The sequence below is a fragment of the Kitasatospora sp. NPDC087315 genome (assembly GCF_044744345.1).
Classification (GTDB): domain Bacteria; phylum Actinomycetota; class Actinomycetes; order Streptomycetales; family Streptomycetaceae; genus Kitasatospora.
In genome coordinates this window covers 58,942-84,657 of the sequence record NZ_JBIUYD010000011.1, presented here as the reverse complement: position 1 = coordinate 84,657, position 25,716 = coordinate 58,942, and the positions used below count along the sequence as shown (strand labels likewise).

General features: G+C 73.6%; 26 protein-coding genes. 9 read left to right on the top strand and 17 right to left on the bottom strand.

Translation table 11 applies throughout. The features are described from left to right. Window positions 1-59: 59 nt before the first annotated feature. Together ACIO5D_RS17615 and ACIO5D_RS17610 are read right to left on the bottom strand one after the other, a co-directional pair. Window positions 60-1,055: an SGNH/GDSL hydrolase family protein gene (locus ACIO5D_RS17615; protein ID WP_400796156.1), complete on the bottom strand. Its 996-nt coding sequence runs from the start codon at window positions 1,053-1,055 to the stop codon at window positions 60-62. Window positions 1,056-1,251: 196 nt separating this feature from the next. Continuing rightward, window positions 1,252-2,196 carry a PAC2 family protein gene (locus ACIO5D_RS17610; protein ID WP_363607177.1) on the bottom strand — a complete coding sequence of 315 codons (945 nt, stop codon included), beginning with the start codon at window positions 2,194-2,196 and terminating at the stop codon, window positions 1,252-1,254. A 669-nt stretch (window positions 2,197-2,865) separates the two neighbouring features. On the opposite strand from ACIO5D_RS17610, the gene ACIO5D_RS17605 reads away from it, so the two are divergent. Beyond that, window positions 2,866-3,594, top strand: coding sequence for a GNAT family protein (locus ACIO5D_RS17605; protein ID WP_363607178.1), 729 nt, complete (start codon window positions 2,866-2,868; stop codon window positions 3,592-3,594). A gap of 3 nt (window positions 3,595-3,597) precedes the next feature. Here the strand turns inward: ACIO5D_RS17605 and ACIO5D_RS17600 are convergent, their stop codons facing one another. Then, window positions 3,598-4,842 carry an ADP-ribosylglycohydrolase family protein gene (locus ACIO5D_RS17600; RefSeq protein WP_400796154.1) on the bottom strand — a complete coding sequence of 415 codons (1,245 nt, stop codon included), beginning with the start codon at window positions 4,840-4,842 and terminating at the stop codon, window positions 3,598-3,600. A gap of 109 nt (window positions 4,843-4,951) precedes the next feature. On the opposite strand from ACIO5D_RS17600, the gene ACIO5D_RS17595 reads away from it, so the two are divergent. Then, entirely contained in the window at window positions 4,952-5,947 is a 996-nt protein-coding gene (locus ACIO5D_RS17595) for a hypothetical protein (protein WP_400796151.1), read from the top strand. Between the two features lie 49 nt (window positions 5,948-5,996). Here ACIO5D_RS17595 and ACIO5D_RS17590 read toward each other — a convergent pair whose 3' ends face one another. The 9 genes from ACIO5D_RS17590 to ACIO5D_RS17550 all read right to left on the bottom strand — a co-directional run bounded on the left by ACIO5D_RS17590 (window position 5,997) and on the right by ACIO5D_RS17550 (window position 15,803). Further along, window positions 5,997-6,908, bottom strand: a complete 912-nt coding sequence (locus ACIO5D_RS17590; protein WP_400796148.1) for a hypothetical protein — start codon at window positions 6,906-6,908, stop codon at window positions 5,997-5,999. 60 nt (window positions 6,909-6,968) lie between these two features. Continuing rightward, a complete protein-coding gene (locus tag ACIO5D_RS17585; protein ID WP_400652062.1) occupies window positions 6,969-7,322 on the bottom strand; it encodes a transcriptional regulator in 354 nt (117 codons plus the stop codon). Next, a complete protein-coding gene (locus ACIO5D_RS17580; protein WP_400652059.1) occupies window positions 7,322-7,792 on the bottom strand; it encodes a hypothetical protein in 471 nt (156 codons plus the stop codon). The genes ACIO5D_RS17585 and ACIO5D_RS17580 overlap by 1 nt, the downstream gene beginning before the upstream one ends. 71 nt (window positions 7,793-7,863) lie before the next feature. Continuing rightward, complete coding sequence (locus ACIO5D_RS17575; protein WP_400652056.1) at window positions 7,864-8,415, bottom strand: ribonuclease; 552 nt, start codon at window positions 8,413-8,415, stop codon at window positions 7,864-7,866. A 210-nt stretch (window positions 8,416-8,625) separates the two neighbouring features. Continuing rightward, window positions 8,626-11,334: a pyruvate, phosphate dikinase gene (gene ppdK, locus ACIO5D_RS17570; protein ID WP_363607188.1), complete on the bottom strand. Its 2,709-nt coding sequence runs from the start codon at window positions 11,332-11,334 to the stop codon at window positions 8,626-8,628. A gap of 563 nt (window positions 11,335-11,897) precedes the next feature. Further along, window positions 11,898-13,067: a tRNA dihydrouridine synthase DusB gene (dusB, locus tag ACIO5D_RS17565; protein WP_363607189.1), complete on the bottom strand. Its 1,170-nt coding sequence runs from the start codon at window positions 13,065-13,067 to the stop codon at window positions 11,898-11,900. A gap of 95 nt (window positions 13,068-13,162) precedes the next feature. Further along, the gene (locus tag ACIO5D_RS17560; RefSeq protein ID WP_363607191.1) at window positions 13,163-13,939 is read right to left on the bottom strand and encodes a DUF4097 family beta strand repeat-containing protein; all 777 of its coding nucleotides are present in this window, start codon (window positions 13,937-13,939) and stop codon (window positions 13,163-13,165) included. 2 nt (window positions 13,940-13,941) lie between these two features. Then, complete coding sequence (locus tag ACIO5D_RS17555) at window positions 13,942-14,586, bottom strand: response regulator transcription factor (protein ID WP_363607192.1); 645 nt, start codon at window positions 14,584-14,586, stop codon at window positions 13,942-13,944. After that, window positions 14,574-15,803: a sensor histidine kinase gene (locus ACIO5D_RS17550; protein ID WP_363607193.1), complete on the bottom strand. Its 1,230-nt coding sequence runs from the start codon at window positions 15,801-15,803 to the stop codon at window positions 14,574-14,576. Before ACIO5D_RS17550 ends, ACIO5D_RS17555 begins: the two co-directional genes overlap by 13 nt. A 134-nt stretch (window positions 15,804-15,937) precedes the next feature. Here ACIO5D_RS17550 and ACIO5D_RS17545 point away from each other — a divergent pair, with 134 nt between their 5' ends. Together ACIO5D_RS17545 and ACIO5D_RS17540 are read left to right on the top strand one after the other, a co-directional pair. Then, a complete protein-coding gene (locus ACIO5D_RS17545; RefSeq protein WP_400796145.1) occupies window positions 15,938-16,651 on the top strand; it encodes a hypothetical protein in 714 nt (237 codons plus the stop codon). Continuing rightward, window positions 16,648-17,121: a hypothetical protein gene (locus tag ACIO5D_RS17540; RefSeq protein WP_400796142.1), complete on the top strand. Its 474-nt coding sequence runs from the start codon at window positions 16,648-16,650 to the stop codon at window positions 17,119-17,121. The genes ACIO5D_RS17545 and ACIO5D_RS17540 overlap by 4 nt, the downstream gene beginning before the upstream one ends. Here the strand turns inward: ACIO5D_RS17540 and ACIO5D_RS17535 are convergent. Further along, complete coding sequence (locus ACIO5D_RS17535; RefSeq protein WP_400796139.1) at window positions 17,061-17,945, bottom strand: helix-turn-helix transcriptional regulator; 885 nt, start codon at window positions 17,943-17,945, stop codon at window positions 17,061-17,063. The two genes, ACIO5D_RS17540 and ACIO5D_RS17535, sit on opposite strands and share 61 nt — an antisense overlap. A gap of 89 nt (window positions 17,946-18,034) precedes the next feature. Here ACIO5D_RS17535 and ACIO5D_RS17530 point away from each other — a divergent pair, with 89 nt between their 5' ends. Then, the gene (locus ACIO5D_RS17530; RefSeq protein WP_400796136.1) at window positions 18,035-19,525 is read left to right on the top strand and encodes an MFS transporter; all 1,491 of its coding nucleotides are present in this window, start codon (window positions 18,035-18,037) and stop codon (window positions 19,523-19,525) included. A gap of 14 nt (window positions 19,526-19,539) precedes the next feature. Here the strand turns inward: ACIO5D_RS17530 and ACIO5D_RS17525 are convergent, their stop codons facing one another. Both ACIO5D_RS17525 and ACIO5D_RS17520 read right to left on the bottom strand, forming a co-directional pair. Then, on the bottom strand, window positions 19,540-20,049 hold the full coding sequence (locus tag ACIO5D_RS17525; RefSeq protein WP_400652044.1) for a DUF3592 domain-containing protein: 510 nt from the start codon (window positions 20,047-20,049) through the stop codon (window positions 19,540-19,542). Between the two features lie 149 nt (window positions 20,050-20,198). Further along, window positions 20,199-20,828: an ATP-binding protein gene (locus tag ACIO5D_RS17520; protein ID WP_400796373.1), complete on the bottom strand. Its 630-nt coding sequence runs from the start codon at window positions 20,826-20,828 to the stop codon at window positions 20,199-20,201. A 69-nt stretch (window positions 20,829-20,897) separates the two neighbouring features. Here ACIO5D_RS17520 and ACIO5D_RS17515 point away from each other — a divergent pair, with 69 nt between their 5' ends. Both ACIO5D_RS17515 and ACIO5D_RS17510 read left to right on the top strand, forming a co-directional pair. Continuing rightward, a complete protein-coding gene (locus tag ACIO5D_RS17515) occupies window positions 20,898-22,142 on the top strand; it encodes a helix-turn-helix domain-containing protein (RefSeq protein ID WP_400796133.1) in 1,245 nt (414 codons plus the stop codon). Window positions 22,143-22,164: 22 nt separating this feature from the next. Then, window positions 22,165-22,638 carry a hypothetical protein gene (locus tag ACIO5D_RS17510; RefSeq protein WP_363607203.1) on the top strand — a complete coding sequence of 158 codons (474 nt, stop codon included), beginning with the start codon at window positions 22,165-22,167 and terminating at the stop codon, window positions 22,636-22,638. An 83-nt stretch (window positions 22,639-22,721) separates the two neighbouring features. Here ACIO5D_RS17510 and ACIO5D_RS17505 read toward each other — a convergent pair whose 3' ends face one another. Both ACIO5D_RS17505 and ACIO5D_RS17500 read right to left on the bottom strand, forming a co-directional pair. After that, entirely contained in the window at window positions 22,722-22,949 is a 228-nt protein-coding gene (locus ACIO5D_RS17505; protein ID WP_400796131.1) for a hypothetical protein, read from the bottom strand. 63 nt (window positions 22,950-23,012) lie between these two features. Further along, on the bottom strand, window positions 23,013-23,504 hold the full coding sequence (locus ACIO5D_RS17500) for an ATP-binding protein (RefSeq protein ID WP_363607205.1): 492 nt from the start codon (window positions 23,502-23,504) through the stop codon (window positions 23,013-23,015). A 211-nt stretch (window positions 23,505-23,715) separates the two neighbouring features. On the opposite strand from ACIO5D_RS17500, the gene ACIO5D_RS17495 reads away from it, so the two are divergent. Both ACIO5D_RS17495 and ACIO5D_RS17490 read left to right on the top strand, forming a co-directional pair. Further along, window positions 23,716-25,056, top strand: coding sequence for a hypothetical protein (locus tag ACIO5D_RS17495; protein ID WP_363607207.1), 1,341 nt, complete (start codon window positions 23,716-23,718; stop codon window positions 25,054-25,056). Window positions 25,057-25,226: 170 nt separating this feature from the next. Continuing rightward, the coding region (locus tag ACIO5D_RS17490; protein WP_400796128.1) for an ALF repeat-containing protein at window positions 25,227-25,716 on the top strand (490 nt) is incomplete at its 3' end.

Genomic DNA, 25,716 nt, shown 5'->3' with positions numbered 1-25,716 from the left:
GACGGTGGGGCGCCGGGCCCCGGGTGCCGTGGCGCCGGGCCGTGACGGGCCGCGGCGCCTCAGCCGCGGACGGCCTTCAGCACGGCGTCGGCGATGCCCTCCTCGCCCTTGGCGTTGGGGTGGATCGCGGCCAGACCGGGCGCCGGGAACGGCGGCTCCACCCAGCGGGTGGCCTCGCCCGCGCACATGTCGTGGCCCGCCGAGGGGGCGGCCGCGTCCACGAAGACCGCCCCGGCACCGGCCGCCCGGCTCTTCAGCATCGCGTTCAGCTGCTGCTGCTTCTCGGTCAGGAAGGCCAGGTCGGCGGCGGCGACGGCCTTGCCGAGCACCGGTACGCAGCTCGCCGGGTCGGCCGGGAGCAGCGCCGGGTACCCGACCACGTACACCCTGGCCTGCGGGGAGCGGCGCTTGATCTCCTGGAGGACCTGGGCCAGCCGTTCACCGGCCGTGTCCACCTTGCGCTGCACCTGGTCGGCGGCGCCGCCGGCGGAGGCGTAGTGCTCCCGGCACGGCGCGTCGACGCGGTCGGTGCCGACCAGGCCCTTCACCGCGTCCACCAGGTTCTCCTTGGCGCACTGGGTGACGACCTCCATGAACCCGGCGTCGTTGCCGCCGATCCCGACCGTGACCAGCCGGGTGGCCGGGGAGAGCGCGTCCAGCTGCGGCGCGTTCGAGCCGCTGTCGGTGTGCTGGGTGCCGGTGAGGTCACCGGTACGGGCGCCGCTGCAACTGACGTCCCGGAACTGCCCGTCCGCCAGCCCGAGCGCCTTCGCCACCAGGGACGGGTAGTTGGCCGCCGAGCGGGCGCAGCCCTTCGGCTCCCCCACCTGCGGGGCGACCTTCAGGCCCGCGGTGTACGAGTCGCCGAGCGCCACGTACGGACCGGTGGGCGTCGGGGTGGGTGTCGGGGGCGCGCCGGCCCGCGCCGCGCGGGCACCGTCCGGCGCGGCGGCCGGGCCGCCGTCCGATCCGCCGCCCGCGCAGCCGGCCAGCACCAGCGCGGCCAGGACGGCCGACAGGGCGCCGGCCGCGGTCCGGTACGTGCTGGTGGGCATGCTCGCGGGCATGTTCCTGGGCGTTGGCATGAAGTCCCCCCGGGGGTAGGAGCCGGCGTCGCTCTCTGTGCGGCGGCCCGTCCCCCGGGCACCTCAGGGCCAACGAACGACGGCGCCGGATGGCTCCCGCCCGGACGGGAATTCCTCCGGCCGTCGCACGACCTGCCCGGGCTCAGGACCTGCCCGGGCTCAAGGCCTACTCGGGCCCGCGCTCGTGCTCGGCCAGGAACTGCTCGAAGCGCCGGCCCAGCTCGTCCGCCGAGGGGAGGTCGGCGGGCTCGGCCAGCAGACTCTCCCGGCTCTCCGCGCCCGCCACGGCGTCGTACTGGCCCTCCATGCCGCGGATCGCCGAGCGCAGCTCGCCGTCCCCGCCGGCCAGCTGCTCCTCGATGTCGGCGTAGACCTCACCGACCCGCTCGCGCAGCCGGGTGCCCGGCAGCACCAGGCCGGTGGCCGACTGCACCGCCTCCAGGACCAGCACCGCGGCCGCCGGGTACTCCGAGCGTGCCACGTAGTGCGGCACGTGCACGGCGAAGCCCAGGACGTCGTGCCCGGCCTCGGCGAGCCGGTACTCCAGCAGGGCCTGCGCGCTGCCGGGCACCTGGGCCTGCTCGAACCACTGCGGGTAGCCCGCCGCGAGGTCCAGCCGGTTGCCGTGCGGCGTCAGCCCCACCGGGCGGGTGTGCGGCACGCCCATCGGGATGCCGTGGAAGTCCAGCGTCAGCCGGACCTCGAAGCGCTCGACCAGCTCGCGCACGGCGGCGGTGAAGCGCTCCCATTCGACGTCCGGCTCGGGCCCGCTGAGCAGCAGGAACGGCGAGCCGGCCGCATCGTGGACGAGCTGGAGCAGAATCTCCGGCGGGTCGTAGGAGGACCAGTGCTCGCGGTCGAAGACCATCGCGGGGCGACGGGCCCGGTAGTCCACCAGACGGTCGTGGTCGAAGCGGGCGACCACCTGCGGCGATCCCTGCTCCAGCAGATGGGCCACCACCTGGCCGCCGGCCTCGCCGGCGTCCATGAAGCCCTCGAAGTGGTGGAGCAGCACCAGGCCGGCGCCGGTGTCGCCCAACGCGGTGATCGCGTCGGCCACGGCCGCCACGCCCTGCTGATCCAGCTCGTACAGCGCCTGGGGATCACGCACCGCGCACCCAACCCCGTCCTCTACTCGTCACACCCGTACCGGCTTCTCCTGGACTGCAGCGTGCCGGGCCCCGCCGGAATTCCCGTGACCGCCGGGCATCGCGGCGCGGCACCTCCGTCGACCGCTCGGCGCCCCGCCGGAAGGCCGCCTCGACCATGATCGCACCTGGTGGAGAATCCCCTGGTCACAGGCGTTGAAAGCGCCTCTCCGGCGCGGGCCCGGCAGACCCGCGCGCCCATTCGTGTACCGCGAAGTGACGCACCGCCTTCTGGCGGGTATCGTCCTCTCGCTGCCTCGCATCGTCGCGTCGTCGTCACGTCGTCCGTAACGCCGTCGATCACGTCCCGGCCCGGTGCTCGGCCAGCCACCCACGACGCATCTTGCCTTCACCTGGCCGCCCGCTTCCCTTCGCGCACTCGTTTCCTCCTCGGCCATTTCGCGGACGCACACTGTCCCCTCGCTCATCCCCGCCGGACCGGTCCGTCGACCCGTGTCCGTTCCGGCACCGCGCTGCCCGCCTCCGGGCCGCCGCCCCCGCCCCGCTCCGCCGGTCTCCGGCCTGCACGGGTACCGGCGGACGGACTCCGGGGCCGGGGCGACCGTCCACGCAACCCGCGCCGCGACCCCGGTGCGGGAGGCGCCCTCCGACCGCCGAAGGGCCAAGGTTCCGTGCCCGTACCTGTCATCCTCACCGGCCGCACCGTGCGGCTGGAGCCCCTCGCCGCGCATCACGCCGAGGCCATCGCCCAGGCCGGCGCCGAGGACCGTACGACCTACGCCTTCACCCCCGTCCCGCACGGTCTGGAAGCGGCCCGCGACTACATCGCGCGGGCGCTCGCCGACCAGGCCGCGGGCCGGTCGCTGCCGTTCGCGACGGTCAACGCCGCGGACGGCCGGGTGGTCGGCTCCACCCGGTTCCTGGAACTCGACTACTGGCAGGGCCCGGTCGTCTGGCCGCCGGTCCCCGGTGTCCCGTTCGGCGATCCGGCCACGGCCGTGCCGGACGCCGCCGAGATCGGCAACACCTGGCTCTCGCCGCGCGCCCAGGGCACCGGCATCAACACCGAGGCCAAGCTGCTGATGCTGCGGTACGCCTTCGAGGAGTGGGGCGTGCAGCGGATCTCGATGCGCGCCGACGCCCGCAACCTGCGCTCGCGCGCCGCGATCGAACGCCTCGGCGCGACGTCCGAGGGCGTCCGCCGGGCGCACTCGCGCGGCCTGGACGGTGTGGTGCGGTCGACCGCGTTCTACTCGATCCTCGACTCGGAGTGGCCCGCCGTCCGGGACATCATCGAGCTGCGGATCGCCGCCGCCACCTCCCCGAGCGCCCCGGATCCGGCGATCAACCAGGAGTGCCTTAGACACGGCGGCGGCACCGGGCACCTGATCACCGCCTGAGGGCTACCGTTCGCCGGTGGCGGCGGCCCGCAGGACGCGGGTGAGGCCGTCGGGGCCCGGCTCGTACCGGTCCGGACCGGCCTCCACCAGCGCGGAGACCGGCCGCCAGCCGTCGCGGCCGGGGGCGACCGTCACCTCCCACACGGTGTGGCCGCGGGGGTGGCGGAGCCGGACGACGCCCTCCCGGGTGTGGACGTGCCAGCGGTGGTCCGGCGCGCCCACCGGCCCGCCCTGCCGGATGCGCTCCCACTGCTCGCCCGTCCAGACCACCTCCGGCACGGGGTGCGGGCGCGGGAGCCGCATCCCCGCCCCGGTGTCGTCCGGGCCGCCGGAGACGGCGCCCGGCGCCGGGGAGGCCCAGGCCGGCAGCGGTTCCCGGGCCGCCAGCCAGGCCTCGGGGATGCCGGCGGTGCCGGTGTGCGCGGCGACCACGCCGCCCGTGATGGCGGCCACGGTGTCCATGTCCCCGCCCGCGCCCACCGCCTCCCAGACCGCCGCCGGGTAGTCGCCGAGCCGGCGGGCCGCGCACCAGAGGGCGTACGGGACGGTGTCGGCGGCGCTCACCCGGCTGCCGTTGCCGAGCAGCCGGGCGGCCACCGTGAGGTCCGGCTCGGCCAGCAGCCCGACCGCCTCGGTCAGGCCGTCCCGGACGGCCCCCCGCGGGGTGAGCCGGACGACGGCCGCCAGGAAGCCCTCCGGCGTCATGGGCTCGGTCCGCGCCCGCACCGCCCAGGCGGCGGCCACGGCGACCGCGATCGCGCCGTCCACGGCCTGCGGATGGGTGTGGGTGATCACGGCGGTGTCGGCGGCGGGCCGCACCGCGGCGGCCGGGTCGGCGGCGTGGGCGGCGCCCAGCGGGGCGACCCGCATCGCGGCGCCGTTGCCGTACGAACCCTGGCCGTCGAAGAGTTCGGCGGCCAGTCGCCGGGCGTCACCGCCCTCCCGGACCAGCCGGAGCAGGCGGTTGGCGGCCGGGCCGTAGCCGCGGTCGAAGTCGTGGCGGCGGGCGAAGGCGTGGGTGAGGTCGAAGGTGTCGATGTGCCCGCGCTCGATCTGCGCCGCCGACACCGAGCAGGCCATCTCGGTGTCGTCGGTCCACGGCCAGGGGCCGGGCGGGGCGGTGCGGGCGGCGAAGTGGGCCGCGGCGGTGGCGGGTACGAAGAACTGGGCGCCGAGGGCGTCGCCGACGGACAGGCCGTTGAGCGCGTGCAGCACGTCGAGCGCGGGGCTGCTCGGGAAAGTGGTCATCACGGCCAAGCTCAGCGGCCCGGCCGACGCTCCGTCAACATCTTTACCGCGGCTCCCCGGGCGGGCGATGTTTCGCATACACCCTATCCGGGCGGGAAGGACCCGGGGCATGACCTGTGCGGACCAGATCGACCCACTGCTGCTGCTGGGCGCCGACCAGCAGCACATCATCACCCGGGCCCAGCTGCGGCGGCTCGGTGTGCCGCCCGGCACCATCGCCCACCGGCTGCGGCCGGGCGGCCCCTGGCAGCAGGTGCTGCCCCGGGTGATCTGCCTGCAGACCGGGCGGCTGAGCCCGCATCAGCGGCTGCGCGCGGCGCTGGCGTACGCGGGCCCGAAGGGCCGCGCGCCGCTGGCCGGGGAGGTGCTGCTGACCGGGGTGGCGGTGCTCGCCGACGCCGGGCTGCCGAGCGCCGGGCACCCGGCCGACCTGGCGGAGGTCGATGTGCTGATCCCGGGCGCGCGCCGGGTCGCGGACCGGGGGTTCGTCCGGATCCACCGGGCGGCCGGGTCGATGCCGGGCGGCCTCGAACGGGACGACGGGCTCTGGAGCACCACGGTCGCCCGGGCGCTGGCCGACCTCGCGCCCCGGGAGACCGGGCAGCGGCGGTTCCGGGCGCTCTGCGCGGAGGCGGTGCAGCGGCGCCACTGCGCGCTCGGCGAGCTGCTGGACCAACTGCTCGCCCGGCCGGGCGCGCCCGGGCTGCCGCAGGTCGCGCAGGTGGTGGAGGACCTGACGGCCGGGGTGCGCTCGGTGGTCGAGGGCGAGGCCCGCGCGCTGCTGCGGGAGGCCGGTCTGCCCGAGCCGCTCTGGAACGCCGTTCTGTTCCTGGACGGCCGCTTCCTCGCCGTGCCGGACGCCTACTGGCCGCAGGCCTGTGTGGCCCTGGAGATCGACTCCCGCGCCTGGCACCTGCGCCCGGCCGACCACGAGCGGGGCCTGGCCCGGGCCAACCGCCTCACCGCCGCCGGCCTCCCGGTCGTCCGCACCACCCCCGTCCAGCTCCGTCGCGACCCGGCCCCGGTGCTGCGGGAGCTGGGCGCCCTGCTCGCCGCCGGCCCGCACGGCCCGCACGCCCGGATCAGCTGGCGCCGGGCCCGGTAGCGCACCGGAGCCGCGCAGGGCGCCGGACCGGGCATCGGCGACGCCGCTCTCAGAGCCGGCCGAGCGCCCTCTTCGCCGCGGCGACGCGCCGCCCGGACGTCTCCCTGACCGCCTCCAGCGCGGCTTCGTTCCCGGCGATGTACTGCTGCTGGTACGCGGTCTGCACCGCGTACCAGGTCTCCAGCAGCCCCGTCCGCGCCTTGCAGTCCATGTCGGCGGTCGCGGTGTCCTTCTCCTGCTGGGAGACCGGGTCGGGCCAGGCCGCCGAACTGGCCTGCACCGGATTCGCGTAGCCGTAGCCGAGCGCGGCCATGCAGGAGTGCCACGCGGACAGGGCGGCCGTCACCCTGCTGTCCGACGACGAGCGGTCGTACGCCTTCGTCCGCAGCGTCCCGACCAGGTCCGACGCGGTGCTCTTCACGCCGGCCGCCTGCAACTGCCGCTCGAACTCCCCCATGCAGCCGCGATCGGCCCCGGAATCCGCCAGGCCGGCCTTCCGGCCGGCCTCGCCCTGGAGCGCCCGCTGGAACTCCGCGCTCCGCGCCGGTCCGTTCCCGGACGTCCCGCTGACGCCGCCGGCCGGGCGCGGCGGGCGGTGGTAGCCGGTCTGCCGCGCCGCCGTCGCGGAGAGCAGCCCGAGGGTGCCCGGGTCGACGGGGGTCGCCGGGGGCGCGGCGGGCACCTCGCCCGGGTCGTAGTCGAACCCCTTCGCCGCCATGCAGCTCCGGGTGGCCTGCCCCATCGCACGGAAGATCAGCGCGGACTCGTCGGCACCGACGGAGTAGCCGTCGAGCGGCAGGGCGACCGGGGCGCCGTCGGCGGGCGCCGCGGCGGTCCGGGCGATCGGCGGCTCGGCGACGGCCTCCCGGTCCGCTCCGCCCGGCTTCTCCGCGCCGCCGCAACCCACCGCGAGGGCCGCCAGGACGGTGGCCGCGACCACCCCGTGGAGCCTTCTGCGCACACCCATCGACCCCGCCCCCGCAACCCGTCCGCTGTCGACCGAACCACTCAGGCTCGCAGGCTACTTGGCGGCCGGAGCCTCACCGGACACCGGGTCGGCCGACAGCCTCGCGCACAGGGCGCCGGCGGCCTCGGCGGCGGCGACCAGGCGCTGGAGTTCGGCGAGGTGGGCGGCCAGCGCCCGGTGGCCGGCCCGGGTGGCGGCGAGCCAGGTGCGGGGGCGCTTGCCGACGTAGCCCTTTCTGACGACCAGGTAGCCGGCCTCCTCCAGGGCGGTCGCGGCCTTGCTGAGCACCGAGTCGGAGACCTCGCAGTGATCCCGGACGGCGGCGAACTCGGCCTCGGTGCAGGCGCTCAGGAAGGCCAGCACGGTCAGCCTGGTCGGATGCTGGAGCAGCGGGTCGAGCGCGGGCATCAGCGCTCCTCCAGCAACCGGCGGACGTGGGTGTTCAGCCACCGGGAGGCGGCCCAGAACGCCGCGCCCGCCGCGACCCCGGCGGCGGCGCCCATCCAGCGCGCGCCGCCGCCGGCCGCCCAGGCCAGCAGCAGGCCTGCCAGGGCCGCCGCGAGGACCTGGAGGACGGCCAGCACCACCGGGCGGCCGAGGCCCGGTGACATCCGCCGCACGATGCCGCCGCTGCGGTTGGCAACCGCGGCCAGGCTGCCGGTCAGCACCGCGAAGGCCACGCCGAACACGCCGCTCAGCCACGGCACGCCCGCCCCGATGGCCTGGCCGAGCGCCGTTCCGTAGACGGCGAAGGCCACCGCGAAGGCCGGGCCGTACCACGAGGGCAGTCGGCCCGGCCCCTGCGCGGCGGCCTTGGCCCGTTCGACGAGGCGCAGGGCCTCGGCGGCGGGCAGGTGGACGGGTTCGGAGCTGCTCATGGGATCCCCTGGAGTGTTCGCGCTCTCGGAGATTCCACTATGGCATCTACTTTCCGACTTGGAAAGTACTTTCAGCAGCGCGGGTCGATCTCCTGGAAGGAGGCGTAGTGGTCGGCCGTCCAGTACTGCTCGCCCGAGTCGCCGGTGACGACCCGTCGGGCGCCCCGGTCGCCGGAGCCGGGGGTGACCACGGTGAACTCGTGGTAGTAGCCGCTCGCCTTGCGCGGGAGGCGGTTCTCGCGGTTCTCGAAGACGATGCCGTCCGAGCGGTAGGGGTACGGGCCGCCCTTGGCGATCAGGCCGAGGGTGTCGACGGCCTGGTCGGGCAGCTTGGTCCGGCAGACGTCGGCCAGCGCCGGGTCGGCGGGTACCCAGGTACCGGCCGGGGCGGGAGTGGTGCCGGCCGGCGGGGACGGCTTGGGGGCGGACGGCTTCGGCGCTGTGGAGGCCGTCTGGGCGGCCCCGGAGGAGGCCGTCGAGGAGGCCGCGGTCGCCGTGGCGGACGAGGAGGAGGCGGCCCTGGGGTGGCCGCCGTCGGTGCCCGAGAGGACGTACCCGGCCGCGGCGGCGAGCACGCAGATCAGGACGGCCACGAGGACGGACAGGCGGTTTCTGCTGGTCATGCGCTCCAGCTTGGCAGGCGGCCGGACCCCGGCCGGGCAGCCGCCGCTGTGGTCGCGGACACACGTGTGCGGCCGGGGCGGGGACGGACGCCATTGTCCGTTCCTGCCCCGGCCGCGCTACGTACGCCGGGTCTCCTGCGCCGAGCTCCGGTGTACGCCCTCCCGACGGGAGGGGGAGCGGTCAGCCGAGCCGCGCCGAGGGATGCCTCCTCAGCGCGAGTCGCTGCCCGCCGTCTCGATGGCGGCGCGGCCGGCCTCCAGGCGCGCCACCGGGATCCGGAAGGGGGAGCAGGAGACGTAGTCCAGCCCCGCCTCGTGGAAGAAGTGCACCGAGTCCGGGTCGCCGCCGTGCTCGCCGCAGACGCCGAGCTTGAGGTCGGGGCGGGTGGCCCGGCCGGCCTCGACGGCGTGCTTGACCAGCGCGCCGACGCCGTCGCGGTCGATGGTCTCGAACGGGGAGACCCCGAAGATGCCCTTCTCCAGGTACGCGGTGAAGAACGAGGCCTCCACGTCGTCCCGGGAGAAGCCCCAGACGGTCTGGGTGAGGTCGTTGGTGCCGAACGAGAAGAACTCGGCGGCCTCGGCGATCTGGCCGGCCGTCAGGGCCGCGCGCGGCAGCTCGATCATGGTGCCGAGCTTGATGTCCAGCCGGACGCCGGTCGAGACGGCGACCTCGGCCAGCACCCGCTCGCACTCGTCGCGGACCAGCTCCAGCTCCTGGACGGTCCCGACCAGCGGGATCATCACCTCGGGACGCGGGTCCCCGCCGGCCAGCCTCCGCTCGGCGGCGGCCTCGGCGATGGCGCGGACCTGCATGCCGAACAGACCGGGGATGACCAGGCCGAGGCGGACGCCGCGCAGGCCGAGCATCGGGTTCTGCTCGTGCAGCTTGTGCACGGCCTGGAGCAGGCGCAGGTCGTTCTCGTTCGGGTCCTTGCGGGCCTCGGCGAGGGCGACGCGCACCGACAGCTCGGTGATGTCGGGCAGGAACTCGTGCAGCGGCGGGTCGAGCAGGCGGACCGTGACCGGCAGGCCGTCCATCGCCTGGAACAGCTCCAGGAAGTCGGCCTTCTGCAGCGGCAGCAGGGTGGAGAGGGCCAGCTCCCGGTCCTTGTCGTTGTCCGCCAGGATCAGGTGCTCGACCTCCTTGCGGCGCTCCTCGCCGAGGAACATGTGCTCGGTGCGGCACAGGCCGATGCCCTGGGCGCCGTACCGGCGGGCGCGGCCGCCGTCCTCGGCGTTGTCGGCGTTCGCCCGGACGGCGAGCCGGCGGCGGACGTCGGCGTGCGACATCAGCCGGTGGACGGCCTGGACGAGCCCGCCCTGGACGTCGGCACCGGCGTGCAGGGTGCCCTCGAAGTACTCCACCACCGGGGACGGCAGGACCGGTACCTCACCGAGGTAGACCTTGCCCGTCGCGCCGTCGATGGAGACGATGTCGCCCTCCTCGACCACCTGCCCGTCGGGGGTGGTGAAGCGGCGGCGCTTGGTGTCGACCTCCAGCTCCTCGGCGCCGCAGACACAGGTCTTGCCCATGCCGCGGGCGACCACGGCCGCGTGCGAGGTCTTGCCGCCGCGCGAGGTGAGGATGCCCTCGGCGGCGATCATGCCGTCCAGGTCGTCCGGGTTGGTCTCCCGGCGGACCAGGATGACCTTCTCACCGGAGCGGGACCACTTGACGGCGGTGTAGGAGTCGAAGACCACCTTGCCGATCGCGGCGCCGGGCGAGGCGGCGAGGCCCCAGGCGACCTGCCGGGAGGTGGCGTCGGGGGCGAAGCGCGGGAACATCAGCTGGGAGAGCTGGCCGCCGGTGACCCGCATCAGGGCCTCGTCCAGGTCGATCAGGCCCTGGTCCACCAGCTGGACGGCGATCCGGAAGGCTGCGGCGGCGGTGCGCTTGCCGACCCGGGTCTGGAGCATCCAGAGCTTGCCTCGCTCGATGGTGAACTCGATGTCGCAGAGGTCGCGGTAGTGGTTCTCCAGCGTCCGCATGATCGCCATCAGCTGGTCGTACGACTTCTTGTCGAGCTGCTCCAGGTCGGCCAGCGGCAGGGTGTTGCGGATGCCGGCGACGACGTCCTCGCCCTGGGCGTTGGAGAGGTAGTCGCCGTAGACGCCCTGGGCGCCCGTGGAGGGGTCACGGGTGAAGGCGACGCCGGTGCCGGAGTCCTCGCCGAGGTTGCCGAAGACCATGCTGCAGACGTTGACCGCGGTGCCCAGGTCGTTGGGGATGCGCTCCTGGCGGCGGTAGAGGCGGGCCCGGTCGCCGTTCCAGGAGTGGAAGACGGCGTGGATGGCGAGGTCCATCTGCTCGCGCGGGTCCTGCGGGAAGGCCCGGCCGGTCTCACGCTGGACGATGCCCTTGAACACCTCGACCAGCTCGCGGAGGTCGGCGGCGTCCAGGTCCAGGTCGTTGGTGGTGCCCTTGGCGTGCTTGGCCTCGTCCAGGGCCTCCTCGAACAGCTCGCCGTCCACGCCCAGCACGGTCTTGCCGAACATCTGGACCAGGCGGCGGTAGGAGTCCCAGGCGAAGCGCTCGTTGCCGGACTGCGCGACCAGGCCGGTCACCGAGGCGTCGGAGAGGCCGATGTTCAGGACGGTGTCCATCATGCCGGGCATGGAGAACTTGGCACCGGAACGGACCGAGACCAGCAGCGGGTTGTCCGCCTGGCCGAGCTGCTTGCCCATCTCCCGCTCGAGGGCGTCCAGGTGGGAGCTGATCTCCTTGTGCAGCGAGGCCGGCTCGCTGCCGGTCTCCAGGAAGACCTTGCAGGCCTCGGTCGTGATGGTGAACCCCGGAGGGACGGGGAGACCCAGGTTGGTCATCTCGGCCAGGTTCGCGCCCTTGCCGCCAAGAAGATCCTTGAGGTCCTTGTTTCCTTCGGTGAAGGAGTAAACAAACTTCTGCTGGGACGACACGGGTCTGTCTCCTCGCACACGGTTGCCCTGACGCCGGAGAACATACCCATTTCAAAGGCACTTCCGCGCCGCCAATAGGCCGTACGAGGCCAGTACCGACCGGTAACCCAACAGATCGAATGCGCATAAAGGCGTTCACCTCTGTTGGTGAAATCGTCCGGCTGACGCTAGCCAGCCTTCAACTCTTGAAGGCATGGAAACCTGAAGATCATACGAGCGAGACGGACGGTAGCGGCCGACGGTCCACCGCGCCGCCCCGGCTTGATTTCCTGCACCCGGAGCGGCCGATCGCCCGCCGCCCCCTTCGGGAAGCGATTCACCGCCGACCTGTCCATTTCGTCACCTGACCGGCCGCCAGTCGCCACCGCGTGTGGCAAGCGTCACGAGCGCGTCTCACCGGCCGAACGTAGTCGGCCTCCGCCAATCGTCGCACTGCGTCCAGAATCGTGCTCGTTCCGTGACATCGATGCGCCAAAAGGGAGCCCTCTTGGCCAGATGGGCCAAGAGGGCTCCGACGTAGCGGCCAGCACCCCCCGAGGGGCATTTTCGCCACATCGGACAGGTCAGCCGCCGGAGGTGTCCGATTCGGCGTCCGCACTGGGGAGGGCGCAGTCATACGGATCGTCCAACCAGCCCTCCGGCAGGACCACCCGGTTGTTGCCGCTGGTCCGCCCGCGCGGGCCGTCCGCACCGGCCGGCCAGAGCTGGGACTGCTCCACCAGGGAGAGGGTTTCGGCCAACTCGGCCAGCGAGGAGGAGTTGGCGAGCCTCACCCGCAGCTCGGAGCCGACCGAGAAGCCCTTGGTGTACCAGGCGACGTGCTTGCGGAAGTCGATCACGCCGCGGGTCTCGTCGCCCAGCCACTCACCGAGCAGCTGCGCGTGCCGCACCATCGCCCGCGCCACGTCGGCGAAGGCCGGGCGGGCGTAGTCCACCTCGCCCTCGAAGATCGAGACCAGGTCCTTGAACAGCCACGGCCGGCCCAGGCAGCCGCGCCCGACCACCACGCCGTCGCAGCCGGTCTCGCGCATCATCCGCACCGCGTCGGGCGCCGACCAGATGTCCCCGTTGCCGAGCACCGGGATGTGCGCCGGGACGGACTCGCGCAGCCGGGCGATCGCCGACCAGTCGGCGGTGCCGCCGTAGTGCTGGGCGGCGGTGCGCCCGTGCAGGGCGATCGCGGCCACGCCCTCCTCGGCGCCGATCCGGCCGGCGTCCAGGAAGGTGAGGTGGTCGTCGTCGATGCCCTTGCGCATCTTCATGGTGACCGGGAGGTCCCCCGCGTTGGCCACCGCCTCGCGCAGGATCCCGCGCAGCAGGTTGCGCTTGTACGGCAGCGCCGAGCCGCCGCCCTTGCGGGTGACCTTCGGGACGGGGCAGCCGAAGTTGAGGTCGATGTGGTCGGCCAGGTCCTCCTCGGCGATCATCCGGGCGGCCTTGCCCACGGTCACCGGGTCCACGCCGTACAGCTGGATCGAGCGCGGCTTCTCGGTCGGGTCGAACTTGATCAGCTGCATGGTCTTGGCGTTGCGCTCGACCAGGGCCCGGGTGGTGATCATCTCGGAGACGTACAGCCCCTTCCCGCCGCTCTGCTCGCGGCAGAGGGTGCGGAAGGGGGCGTTGGTGATGCCGGCCATCGGTGCCAGCACGACGGGCGGCCACACCTGCATCGGGCCGATGGTCAGCGGCGCGAACTCGGCGGTGGTCGCGGTGGGTGCGGACGGAACTGTCATGCGCGGCTGACCTCGGGGACGGGGGGTTCGGGACTCTTCATTGTCCCCCACCCGGGCGGGCGCCCTCCCGGGCCCGTGGCCGGGCCGTCCGCCGCTCAGTTCCCGGCGGCGTCGATGCTCACCACACCGGAGCCCACCGAGACCCGGACGCTGTTGGGGCTGGAGGAGTCGGCCAGGGTCGGGTCGATGTGGCGGCTGCCCGAGCCGATGTCCCCGGTGAAGTTGTAGTGCGCGTCACGCGGCAGGGTCAGCTCCAGCGAACCGGACCTGGTGCTCACGTCCACCGACCGCGGCGCCGCGGAGAACTCCAGCTCGACCGACCCCGAGGCGACACTCACCTCCGCCCGCGCGGAGCTCAGCCCCTTCGCCTGGACCATCCCGGAGGTGGTGCTCGCGTACACCTGGCCGGAGAGCCCGGTCAGGTGTATCGCGCCGGAGGTCAGGCTCAGCCGGACGTCCCCGCGGAGGTCCGCGATCTCCACGCTGCCCGAGGTCCCCTCGCCGGCCACCGAGGCCGCGGCCGGCACCTCCAGGTCGATCATCGCGCCGCAGCCGAGGTCCGCCATCGGCAGCACCTGGTTGCAGCGCATCCGGACGGTGAGCACGGTGCCCTCGAAACTGGTCGAGACGACCGGTGCGCGCACCATCCAGTCCAGGTTCTGGTGCACCACCACCCGGCCCTCGGGACCGGGCCTGATCCGGACCGCCGCGCTGCCGGTGTCCAGCTGCACCTTCGTCACCGCGACGTCGTACGAGCGCTCCGACACCGTCCGCTGCTGCACCACCATCGCCCAGGTCTGCACGACGCCGAACGCCATGACGAGCGCCAGCGCCAGCGTTCCGGTGACCTGCCAGCCACGACGTTCCCGCACGGCTACCCGACCTCCAGGAAGCGCAGCACCGCGAGCACCCGGCGGTGGCTGTCGTCGGCCGGCGGCAGGTCCAGCTTGGTGAAGATCGAGTTGATGTGCTTGGCCACCGCGCTGTCGCTGACCACCAGGGCGGCGGCGATCGCGGCGTTCGACCGGCCCTCCGCCATCAGCCCGAGCACGTCCCGCTCGCGCGGGGTCAGCCGTTCCAGCGGGTCGCGGTGGCGGCGCAGCAGCAGCTGGGCGACCACCTCCGGGTCCAGCGCGGTCCCGCCCTCGGCGACCCGCTGCAGGGCGTCCACGAAATCGTCCACATTGGCCACCCGCTGCTTGAGCAGATAGCCGACCCCGCTGGTGTTGGTGGCCAGCAGATCGGCGGCGTAGCGCTCCTCGACGAACTGGGAGAGCAGCAGGACCGCCACCTCGGGCCACTGCCGGCGGATCATCAGCGCGGCCCGGACGCCCTCGTCGGTGAAACCGGGCGGCATCCGGACGTCCGCCACCACCACCCGGGGCCGGTGCTCCTCGACCGCGGCGAGCAGCGCCTCGGCGTCCCCCACCGCGGCGGCGACCTCGAAGCCCACCGCCTCCAGGACCTTGACCAGGCCGACCCTCAGCAGGACCGAGTCCTCGGCGATCACAGCGCGCACGGCAACTCCACGGTGATGGTGGTGGGGCCCCCGAGGGGGCTGAGAACGGACAGCGTGCCGTCGACCGAGGCGGTGCGCTTGCGCAGACCGGTCAGCCCGGTACCGCGCGAAGGGTCCGCACCGCCCACACCGTCGTCCCTGATGACCAGCCGCAGCCGGCCGCCGACCGTCCGGACCGAGAGGTCGACCCGGGACGCGCGGGCGTGCTTGGCCACATTGGCCAGCGCCTCGGAGACGGTGAAGTAGGCGACCGCCTCGACGGTCGGGGCGATCCGCTCGGCGAGGTCGACGTCGAGCCGCACCGGCAGCGGGGCCCGGGCCGCGATACCGGACAGCGCCGCGTCCAGACCGCGGTCCTCCAGGACGGCCGGGTGCAGGCCGCGGACCAGGTCGCGCAGCTCGTCGATGGCCGCCTGGGCCTCCTCGTGCGCGTCGATGATCACCTGCATGGCCTCGGGCGGGACGTCCTTGAGGGTCCGCCGGGCCAGCCCCAGGTTCATCGCGAGCGAGGTGAGCCGCTGCTGGGCGCCGTCGTGCAGGTCACGCTCGATCCGGCGGCGCTCGGCGTCCGCGGCGTCCACCACACCGGCCCGGCTCTCGGCGATCTCCTCGACCCGGCGCTCCAGGGTCTCCGCCAGTCCCGGCCCGAGCAGCCGGCGGGCCGTGCGCTCCTCCAGCCACGCCAGCAGGGCCGTCGCCCCGGGCAGCACGGCCAGCAGCGCCACGCCGCCGAAGGTGACCGGGATGTTCAGGGTGAGCCACTCCGTCCGCACCGGGCTGGAGTGCGGCATGAGCCAGGCCCAGCCGTAGACGGTGGCCATCACCAGACCGGCGCCCCACGCGTACAGCAGCGCCACCGCGCCGATCGCGAGCACCGGGCCGACGAGGAGGTGGTAGCCGACCTGACGCCAGTTCACGCCGGTCCGCAGCCGGAGCAGCAGGCCGGACGGGGCGTCGGCCGGCCGCAGCAGCAGGGGCACCTCGACCCCGCGCAGGGTGCGCAGGCGACCGCGCTGAACGGCCGTCAGCGGGCGGAGGCAGGCCAGGAGCAGGAGGACCACCGGCACGAACAGCTTGGACTGGGTGAAGGCCATCCAGACCGGCAGTGCCATCGGGATGCCCGCGGCGGTGAAACGGGTGTCGCGCCAGACGTCCGCCGACCACGGAGGCCGACCGGCGCCCCTGGCGAGCGCTCGGCGCAGCGTGGTGGAGGGCATGGCCGACAGCGTAGAGCGTGATCATCGGCCGCTGCCATGAAGGGGTGTACAGGCCGGGGGTGCAGCTGGGTACACCCCCGGTCGGGAGCGGCGCACTACCGACACCGGGCGTGGTGCGCGGAAGGCTTGACGGCATGACGAGCACCGCATCGCACTCCGCCGCCCCGCCGCCCGGGCGGCCCGGACCGGCAGACGGGACGGCAGACGGGACGGCACACGGCCGGGCCTCGGTGCCCGGCCCGGCGGCGTCCGGCGCCGGCTCCGCCGCGACCTCCTGGGCGGCCTCCTGGGCGGCTGGGGACGGCGACGGGCGGCTGCCCGTCGGGCCGCGCGGCCCGTGGTCGGTGCGCACCGTCCGGGCCGGACGGGGCCGGGCCGCCCTGGAGGTGTACGAGCACGGCGAGTTGGTGGATGTCCTGGTCGCCGCGCGGCTCACCTCGCAGCTGTTGTGCGCGGCCCGGCGCTGCGTGGCCGACGACGCGGACCCGGGCTCGGGCGGGAACGGGCGGCGGGCCCATGGCATCGCCTGGGGCCGGCTGCCGCAGGACGGCACGGCGCCCACCGTGGGGTTCACCGCCGGACGGCTGCGGTGGCTGGGCCGCCCGGCCCGGATCACCGCGGCCGGACATGTCGTCGCGGTGGCCGGGGAGTTCTGGCTGGCCTGGGCTGAGGGCTCGTTCGACGGCGTCCTGGTGGAGCACCCGGGCGAGGGCGTGCGCGAGCGGCGGCCGCTGAAGCGGATCCGCCGCCACGCCACCCGCGTCGGTACCGGCACGACCGCCGACACCGGCACGGCCGATGACGTGACCGACGGTGTGAACGGCGGCGTGACCGGTGGTGCCGCATGAGCACCGCCGTTCTGACCGCCCGCCCCGCCGCGCCGCCGGCCCTGCCGGCCCGCGCGGAGAAGGTGCCCGCCCTGGCCGCGCTGGCGCTGCTGCCCTGGCTGGCGGTGCTGGCCGTCTGTCACGAGACCGCCTGGGTCGTCCTCGATCTGCTGGAGCTGTCCGCCCTGCTCCGGCTGGACGCGCTGCTGCGCCGCCGCAGCCCGGCCGCGCTCCGGCCCGCCGTCGCGGTGGCGCTGCTGCTCGCCGCCGACGCCCTCGCCGACATCGGCACCGCCGGATCGGGTCTGCCGCTGCTCGCCGCCCTGGTGATGGCCTGCTGCGTCGAACTGCCGCTGGCCGCCCTCTGCCTGGTGCTCGGCCGCGCCGCCGCCGCGCGCGCCGCCGGTTGCTCCACCGCCGGTCGCGCCGCTCAGAGCCGAGTCGGCAGCCGGTTCATCAGCTCACGGGTCTCCTCGTCCCTGGGGGTGTAGGCGATCAGCCGCGGCCCCTGGCGCGGGCCCAGCCAGAAGCTGGTGTAGTCGCAGCGCAGCAGACCGACGCCCGGGACGTGAAAGCGCTTGAGCCCGTTGCCCGGCCGCTGGACGTCGTGCCGCTGCCAGGCCGCCTCGAAGTCCGGCGAGGCCTTGCGCAGCCGGCAGAGCAGCGCCTTCCAGGCCGGTTCGGCACTGTGGTCGGCCATCGCCGAGCGGAACCGGGCCACCATCAGCTCGCGTTCGCTCTCGTGGTCCACCAGGACCTCGCGGAAGCGCGAGGGCGTGAACGCCAGCCAGAGCAGGTTGCGGTCCTCGTACGGCAGTGCGTCGAGGTCGCCGACGATCCCGGTGTACTGCGGGTTGTACGCCAGCACGTCGTAGCGGGAGTTGACGACCCCCGCCGGGTACGGCGCCATCCGGTCCAGCACCAGCCGGACGCTCGGGGTGATCGTCGGGCACTCCACCACCGGTGCCGGGTCCTCCGCCGCGGCGAGGGTGAACAGGTGGGCGCGCTCGCTCGGGTCGAGCAGCAGCGCGCGGGCCACCGCGTCCAGCACCTGGGTGGAGACCTGGATGCCACGCCCCTGCTCAAGCCACGTGTACCAGGTGACCCCGACCGCGGCGAGCTGCGCCACCTCCTCGCGGCGCAGCCCCGGCGTCCGGCGCCGGCCGGTCATCGGCAGGCCCACCTGGTCGGGCGCGATCCGCTCGCGGCGGCTGCGCAGGAAGGCGGCCAGCTCGTGCCGCCGGGCCTCGGCGGGCGCGAGGGGGGTGTGGGCGGCGCTCGCGACGGGAGCGGTGGCGGCGGTGGTCAGGCTCATCACCCCAGCATGCGCCACCCGGGAGCCTGTTGCCAGGTACTTCTTATACCTGGATAAGCACACTCTGGTACCAGGGTGTGGTGGCCTGGATGGTAGGACCCGTGACCCAACAACTCGCCGTCGCCAAGACCACCGTCACCGTTCCACCCCGACCCGCCGGAGCGGCCGCCACCACCCCCGGCACCGCGTCCGGCGGTACCGCCGCGCTCGGCACCGCCGGGCTGGTCACCGTCCTGCTCGGGGCGTTCCTGCCGATGCTGGACTTCTTCATCGTCAACGTCGCCCTGCCCACCATCGACCACGACCTGGCCGCCGGGCCCGCCGTCCTGGAACTGGTCGCCGCCGGGTACGGCGTCGCCTTCGCCGTCCTGCTGGTGCTCGGCGGCCGGCTCGGCGACATCTTCGGCCGCCGCCGGCTGTTCGTCGTCGGCGCCGTCGCCTTCGCCCTGACCTCGCTCGCCTGCGGACTCGCCCCCGGCGCGTGGAGCCTGGTCGCCGCCCGCGCCGCGCAGGGCGCCTCGGCGGCCCTGCTGATCCCCCAGGTGCTCGGCACCATCACCGCCGCCACCCACGGCGCCCGGCGCGGCCGCGCGCTCAGCGTCTACGGCGCGGTGGCCGGCATCTCGGTGGTGATCGGGCAGGTGCTCGGCGGCATGCTGGTCGCCGCCGACCTGTTCGGCACCGGCTGGCGCTCGGTCTTCCTGCTGAACGTCCCGTTCGCGCTGCTCGCCGTCGTCCTCGCGGTCCGCTACGTCCCGGAGAGCCGCGCCCCGAGGGCCGCCCGGGTGGACGTCCCCGGCACCGTCCTGCTCGCCGCCGCGCTGGTCTCGCTGCTGGTCCCGCTGATGGAGGGGCGCGCGGCCGGCTGGCCGCTCTGGTCCTGGCTGCTGCTCGCGCTCTTCCCGGTGTTCACCGCCGCCTTCGCGGTCGTCGAGCGCCGCACCGAACTGCGCGGCGGCACCCCGCTGGTGCCGCCGTCCCTGCTGCGGATCCCCGAGATGCGACGCGGGCTCGGTATCGCGCTCCCCTACTTCGCCGGCTTCGGCGGCTTCATGTTCGTGGTGGCGGTCGCCCTCCAGCAGGGCCTGCGCCTCGGCCCGGTGGCGGCCGGCTGGGCGCTCGTCCCGATGGCCGTCGGCTACTTCGGGGCCTCGCTCGCCGGCCCCCGCCTGATCGGCCGCTCCGGCAGCCGGGTGCTCACCGCGGGCGCCGTCGTCCAGGCCGTCGGCCTGGCCACGCTGGCCCTCACCGTCCTGGCCGACTGGCAGCACTTCTCGCCGCTGCGGATGGCTCCCGGCGTCGCGCTCGCCGGCATCGGCCAGGGCCTGATCGGCACCCCGCTGTTCCGCGTCGTTCTCTCCAAGGTCCCCGCCGACCGCGCCGGCGTCGGCAGCGGTGTCCTCGCCACCAGCCAGCAGTCCAGCCTCGCCCTCGGCGTCGCCACCCTCGGCACCCTCTACCTGGCGCTCTCCCCGGCCCTGGGCATGGACCGCGCCCTCGCCCTGGTCCTCGGCATCCAGCTGCTCGGCTCCCTCACCATCCTCTACCTCACCACCCGCCTGCCCCGCTCCATCGGCTGACCGGCCGCCGGGCCTCAGGTTCCGGACGGCCCCGGCCGTGGACGTGCCCGGGTGACCCAGCGGTAGGCGAGGTGGACCGCGAGGCCCAGCAGCGTCATGACGACCGACGCGATCAGCGCGACCACGTCGAGCGCGTTCCGGACCAGCGAGTCCCGGACGCCGATGCTCGACTCGAGGGCGGCGGTGCCGGTGTGCCGGGGGTCGTACACCACGGCCACGGTGTCACGTACTCGGGCGGTCCCGGTGACATAGGCCAGTCGGGTCTCGACGGACGTCCCGTCGGACGCCGTGAACCGCACCCGGCAGTCGGAGTTTCCTGCGGGGTTGTCCTCCGGCCCGCTCACCGCGGTGCATTCAGTGACGACCGCCCGGGTGTGGACGCCGCGGCTCCGCAGGACCGACGTCACGCCCATGTCGTGCGGTATCAGGTAGACGACGCCGAGGACGAACAGCAGGACCCCCAGGGCGATCATCGCCAGAGAGCCGTTCCGCACCGTCCGGCCATGGTCCGGCAGGCTCTCCATCGTTCCCCCTGGTGTCGGCGCGGCGGCCCACGCTCGCTCACGCTAGCCGCGCCCGCGGACAGCGTGAAGGTCAGGGCGGTGCAGCCCAGTTCAGCCCTGGTCGGCGGCACGCCAATACCCAACGGTCACTCGGGCGGAGGGCGAATCCGTCACGCCATCTGGCCCTGGGGTCTGAGGTCGCGCCCTGCTCCCCATCCATGCGTGGGGAGCAGGGCGTCGGCCGCGTACTCGAACCAGACCACCTTGCCCGCACCTGACGGGTGCCAGCCCCAGCCGTGCGCCAGCCCCGCCACCAGCAGCAGACCGCGACCGCCGGTCGGATCCGTCTCGTCCTGCCGGTCGCGGAGCTCCGAACACAGGTCGGCGACCTCCACCCGGAGCCGGCCGTCGCTCCACCGGAGGGTCACCGTGCAGCGTTCCCCCGTGTGCTCCACGGCGTTGGCGATCACCTCGTCCGCACACAGCTCCACCTCCCGCAGCGCCTCGTCCGAGAACGGGACTCCCCACACCCTGGCCACCTCCACCACCAGCCTGCGCGCCGACGACACGGCAGCCGCATCCGGAGCGACACCCCACTCCGAAAGGACCGGGAACCGCGCGGTATTGAGCGGACTGATCACTACGAACACCCTTCGTCGGAGCCGGGCTGCCCGGCCGCCCTCAGGAACCGCGGCACTGCCGCCCCGGCCACCTTCACCGAGTCCGACAACAAACCCTTGATGACATTCAGTGAATGCCCGATCACGCTCGTGAGACCATCGGGCATGCGGTGCTCGCATACGGATATGCGTGAGGCGCATTCGAATGCATGGTTGGGCCGGTCGAAACTCGTAGTGTGGAGTGGGCTGTTGAACTGGAATTCGACAGCGCTCCGGGACGCGTCCCGGGCGCGGAACTACGGCAAGATCATCGAGCTGGCCAGGACGCACCATCGCATGACACAGCTCCAGCTGGGCGAGGCGTGCGGGCTCTCCCAGTCGGCAATCTCCCGCCTGGAAAAGCGCGGCAGCAGTCCGTACACCATGGATGTGCTCATCCGCGTATCGGCGCACCTCGGAATCCCAGCGGCCTTGCTCGGCCTCGCCGACACGGGCGTGCGGGCCGGAAACGGGACTGAACACGTGGAACGACGGCAATTCCTCGGAGGGGTCGCAGCGATGGCTGCGACCCCTGTACTCGCAGCCATACCAGAGCTGCCCGACGAGTCCGGGCAACAGGCTGCGGCACTCCGGCTCGGCACGACCTCGTACCGCCGCCTGGACGGATCGACCCCCTCGCGGGAACTGTCCGGTGCGGTGCACTCCCATATGCGGCTGATTCAGGGGCTGGTGGGTTCAGCCCCGACCCCCGGCCATCGGACGAAGCTCGCCGCCGTCGCCAGCGAGGCAGCCGGCCTTGCCGCATGGCTGGCCTGGGACATGGGCGACAACGGATCGGCGCGCTCGTTCTACGGGTCCGCCGTCAAGGCTGCCCGATCGGCAGGGGATCCCCTCCTGGCCGCCTACCAGGCCGGCAGCCTTGCGCAGTTCGAAGCCCACGCGGGCAATGCCGCACAAGCACTCGGCCTCGCAGCCGCGGCGCGCCGGTTCCTGGGGCCGACTCGTCCTGCGATCGCCGATGCGTGGTTGTCTTCGGTCGAGGCTCTTGGGCACGCCGCCAGGGGCGACCAGCGCAGCGCCGACCGCGCACTGACACGGAGCCGGGCTGCGGCGGAGACCCACACCCGCGATGAACCGCCGCCCTGGCCCTGGGTGTTCGCGTTCGACGAAGCCAAGGTCGCCTCGTTCAGGGTGACCTGTGGCGCCAAGCTCGGTCTTCCGGAATGGGCCGTCACCGCTGATGCGGCCGCTCTCGCCACCGGCCATGCGAAGCAGCGCGCGCTGCTGGTCCTGGACATCGCCGCGGGGCACCTTGCGGCGGGAAGGATTGAAGCGGCCTTTGCGCTCGCTTCACGGGCCATGGACACCGGGCTCCACTACCGTTCGGGGCGAATCGTCGAACGAGCCCGCGCTCTGCGACGTTCGCTCACCACCTCCTCACCGCCCAAGGTCGTGAGGGACTTCGACGAGCATCTGCACGGCGTGTATCTGTAGGGATCTCCAGGGAGGGGACGCGATGCGTATCGGGATCACCGGGCACCGGGGGCTGACGGCCGAGATCGAGCAGCAGGTCCGACGGCTGCTGGAGAACGCCGTCCGGGACCAGGACCCGGCCGGGCTGACCGTCGTGTCGTGTATCGCCGACGGGCCGGACAGCTGGCTCGCCGGGACCGTCCTCGAGCGCGGCGGACGGCTCGAGGTCGTGATCCCGGCCGAGGAGTACCGGAACAGCCTGCCCGTGTGGCACCACCCGGTCTACGACCGGCTGCTGCGCGGCGCCTCGGCCGTCCACCGCACCGGCATGGTGCCGTCCGACGAGGCCGCCCACATGGCCGGGAGTGAGCTGGTGGTCGGCCTGGCGGAGCGACTCCTCGCTGTCTGGGACGGCCTGCCGGCCCGGGGCTACGGCGGGACGGCCGACGTGGTGGCATACGCGGAACGGCGCGGAGTGCCGGTTCAGGTGCTCTGGCCGCACGGGGCGGCCAGGTAGCCGCACGTCGACGGAAGTCCTCCACGCATGGTGCGAGGAGGAGGATCGCTGGTCCTCCTCCTCGCAGGGGCCTTCGTCAGGGGTCAGCGGTCGCGGTGCCGGTCGGCGTCGCGGCGTTGGAGCCAGGCGGCGGACCAGTTCGTCCCGGTTATCAGGGCGGCGGCGAAGAACATCCACCAGACCAGGCGGCCGACCTCCGGCTGGTCGGCGTCGATCAGGCTCGCGGCCGCGAACGCGACGCCCCCGGAGAGCGTGAAGGTCAGGGCGGTGCAGCCCAGTTCAGCCCTGGTCGGCAGCTTCCCGCCGCTCATCGGGACGTCCCTTCCGGAGAAGTCCGACGAGGACGGTGCGCGCGCGGGCGGGAGGTGCCCCCATCACGCCACCTGCCACAGGGGCCGGAGGTCCTCCCCCGCACCCCACCCGTGTGCGGGGCGCGGGGAGCCGTCCGGCTCGCGATCGGCCGCGTACTCGAACCAGACCACCTTGCCCGCACCGGACGGGTGCCAGCCCCAGCCGTGTGCCAGCCCCGCCACCAGCAGCAGACCGCGACCGCCGGTCGGATCCGTCTCGTCCTGGCGGTCGCGGAGCTCCGAACACAGGTCGGCGACCTCCACCCGGAGCCGGCCGTCGCTCCACCGGAGGGTCACCGTGCAGCGGCCGCCGGTGTGCTCCACGGCGTTGGCGATCACCTCGTCCGCGCACAGCTCCACCTCCCGTAGCGCCTCGTCCGAGAGGGGGGCGTCCCAGGCCCGGACGACCTCCACCACCCGCCTCCGCGCCGACGGCACCGCGGCCGCGTCCGGCGCGACCTCCCAGGCGTACGGCACCGGGAACCTCGCGGTGTTGAGTGGACTGCGCGTGATCACTGCTTCTCCATCCGATGGTGAGCCTGTGTCCGCCGGCCGAGGCCCGGGACTCGTCTGCCGCGTCAGCACCCGGCCCCCGCCCACCACGATCGTGCGAACACAGCCGCGTCACCCGGGAGCCTGACATTGATTCAACGCGGGTACAGAGCCTGAGAGAACCGGCGATGCTGGTGCCCGCGTTGAACCGGTTGAACGAAGAACGGGGGTCGCGATGGCGCAACGACCGCGCACACCGAACACCGAACTCGCCTCGCTCATGCACGAGGCGACCTGGGGGAACGACCAGCTCGCGCGGGCGGTGAACCGCGTCGGGAACGAGGCGGGCCTCCATCTGACCTACGACAAGTCGTCCGTCTCACACTGGCTTTCGGGAGCCCGGCCGCGTGCCGAGGTCCAGGAGGTGATCCGGGAGACGCTGTCGCGCAGGCTCGGCCGCCCGGTGACGCCCGAGGAGACCGGCCTCGGTGACGCCGCCCAGCCCAGCGGCAGGAAGGGCGTCCTGTCCGAGCTGATGTCGATCGGCCGGGCCGACATGGACCCGTCCCGCCGGGGCGTCCTCGCCGCCGGGCTGTACTCGGTCGCGTTGACACTGCCGGGCTTCGACGGCGCGGCCGAACCGGTCGACCGCGCGGCGGCGGGCCGCACCGTCCGCATCGGCCAGGGCGAGGTCGAGACCGTCCGGGCGGTGACCGAACGGATCGCCGGCATCCTCGACGAGCTCGGCGCGGCCCACGCCCGGCCGATGGCGGCGGCGTTCCTGGTCAACTCGGTCGGGCCCTGGCTCCAGGCGTCCGGCAGTGACCGGGTGAAGGCCGACCTGCTCGCGGCCGCGGCCGATCTCACCTATCTCACCGGGTGGATGGCGATGTACGAGACCGCGCACGGGCTCGGCCAGCAGTACTACGTCCAGGCCCTCAGGCTCGCCCGCGAGGCCCAGGACCATGTGACCTACTGCCGCACCCTGCGCGGCATGGCCCTCCAGGCCGCCAACCTCGGCTACGGCTCGAAGGCCCTGGAGTTCGCCGACTCGGCCGCCCAGGCGGCCCCCGTCGCGGGCCCGCGCCTGCGGGCCTTCCTGACCGGTCAGCAGGCACACGGCGCGGCCATGGTGAAGGACCGCAGACAGGCCTTCGCCCGGCTGGCGGAGACCGAGACGGCGCTCTCCAGGGCCGACGGCCGCAACGACGCCGTCGGCGGCTACGACCAGTCCTCCTATCACTTCCACGTCGCACACGTCCTGTACGAACTCGGCGACCTCCCCGGGGCCATCAGAGAACTCCAGTTCTCCAACCGGGCCCGGCCCGCCAACGGGAAACAGGGCCGGGTCCACGCCAACGGGCTGCTCGCGCGGCGCCAGATGGAGCTCGGCCACATCGAGGCCGCCTGCGCGACCTGGGACACCTTCCTGGACGACTACGTGACGATCAGCTCGGTCCGCGGCGACGAGCACTTCCGCGCCCTCGACGCCGCTCTCCCCGCCCACCTGGGCAACCGGACGGTCCGCCAGCTCCACCAGCGCACCGGCGAGGTGGCCCGGCAGAAGGCGGCCTGACCGGTGGCCTCTCACTCCTGGAAACAGAACGACGGCGGGGCGTCGAGTTGGCCGGTCCGGCGGCGCTCTCCAGGCAAAGAAAGTCGATATGCCAATCATGCAAAACGATCTATGCTGACCGGGTTCACGAACTCTCCCCGTGATCTCCGCTTGAGAAGCAGGTTTGCTTGATGAAGTTGCCCAAGGTGTCCGCAGTCCTCGCTGCGGCTGCGCTGGCGCCCACCGTCCTGTTCCCGTCGATGGCCTCCGCTGCCGAGCAGCCGAAGCCCACCGGTGTTTCCGGTCCGGACACGGCGTCCGACGCCGCGGCGGACCACGACTCGGCCCAGGAGGCGCAGGACCGCGCCGAGGTGCAGCGGATCCTGGCCGACAAGGAGTCGGGGCCCGGCGTTCGCGAAGCCGCCCAGAAGGCACTCGACGGCACCGCCGCCGACCTCCGGCACTTCCTGGAGGTCGAACTGCCGAATCGGCGCGAGCACGACGACCGGGTGAAGGTCGCCCAGATCCTCAGCGCCGGCGGCCCCGCCGTCCAGAAGGCCGCCAACGCCGCGTTCGGCGGCACCCACGAGGACATCCTCAAGTTCCTCAAGGAGGGCCAGTACACCGCCCGCGCCGAGGACGACCGCGCCGAGGTGCAGCGGATCCTCGCCGACAAGGCGT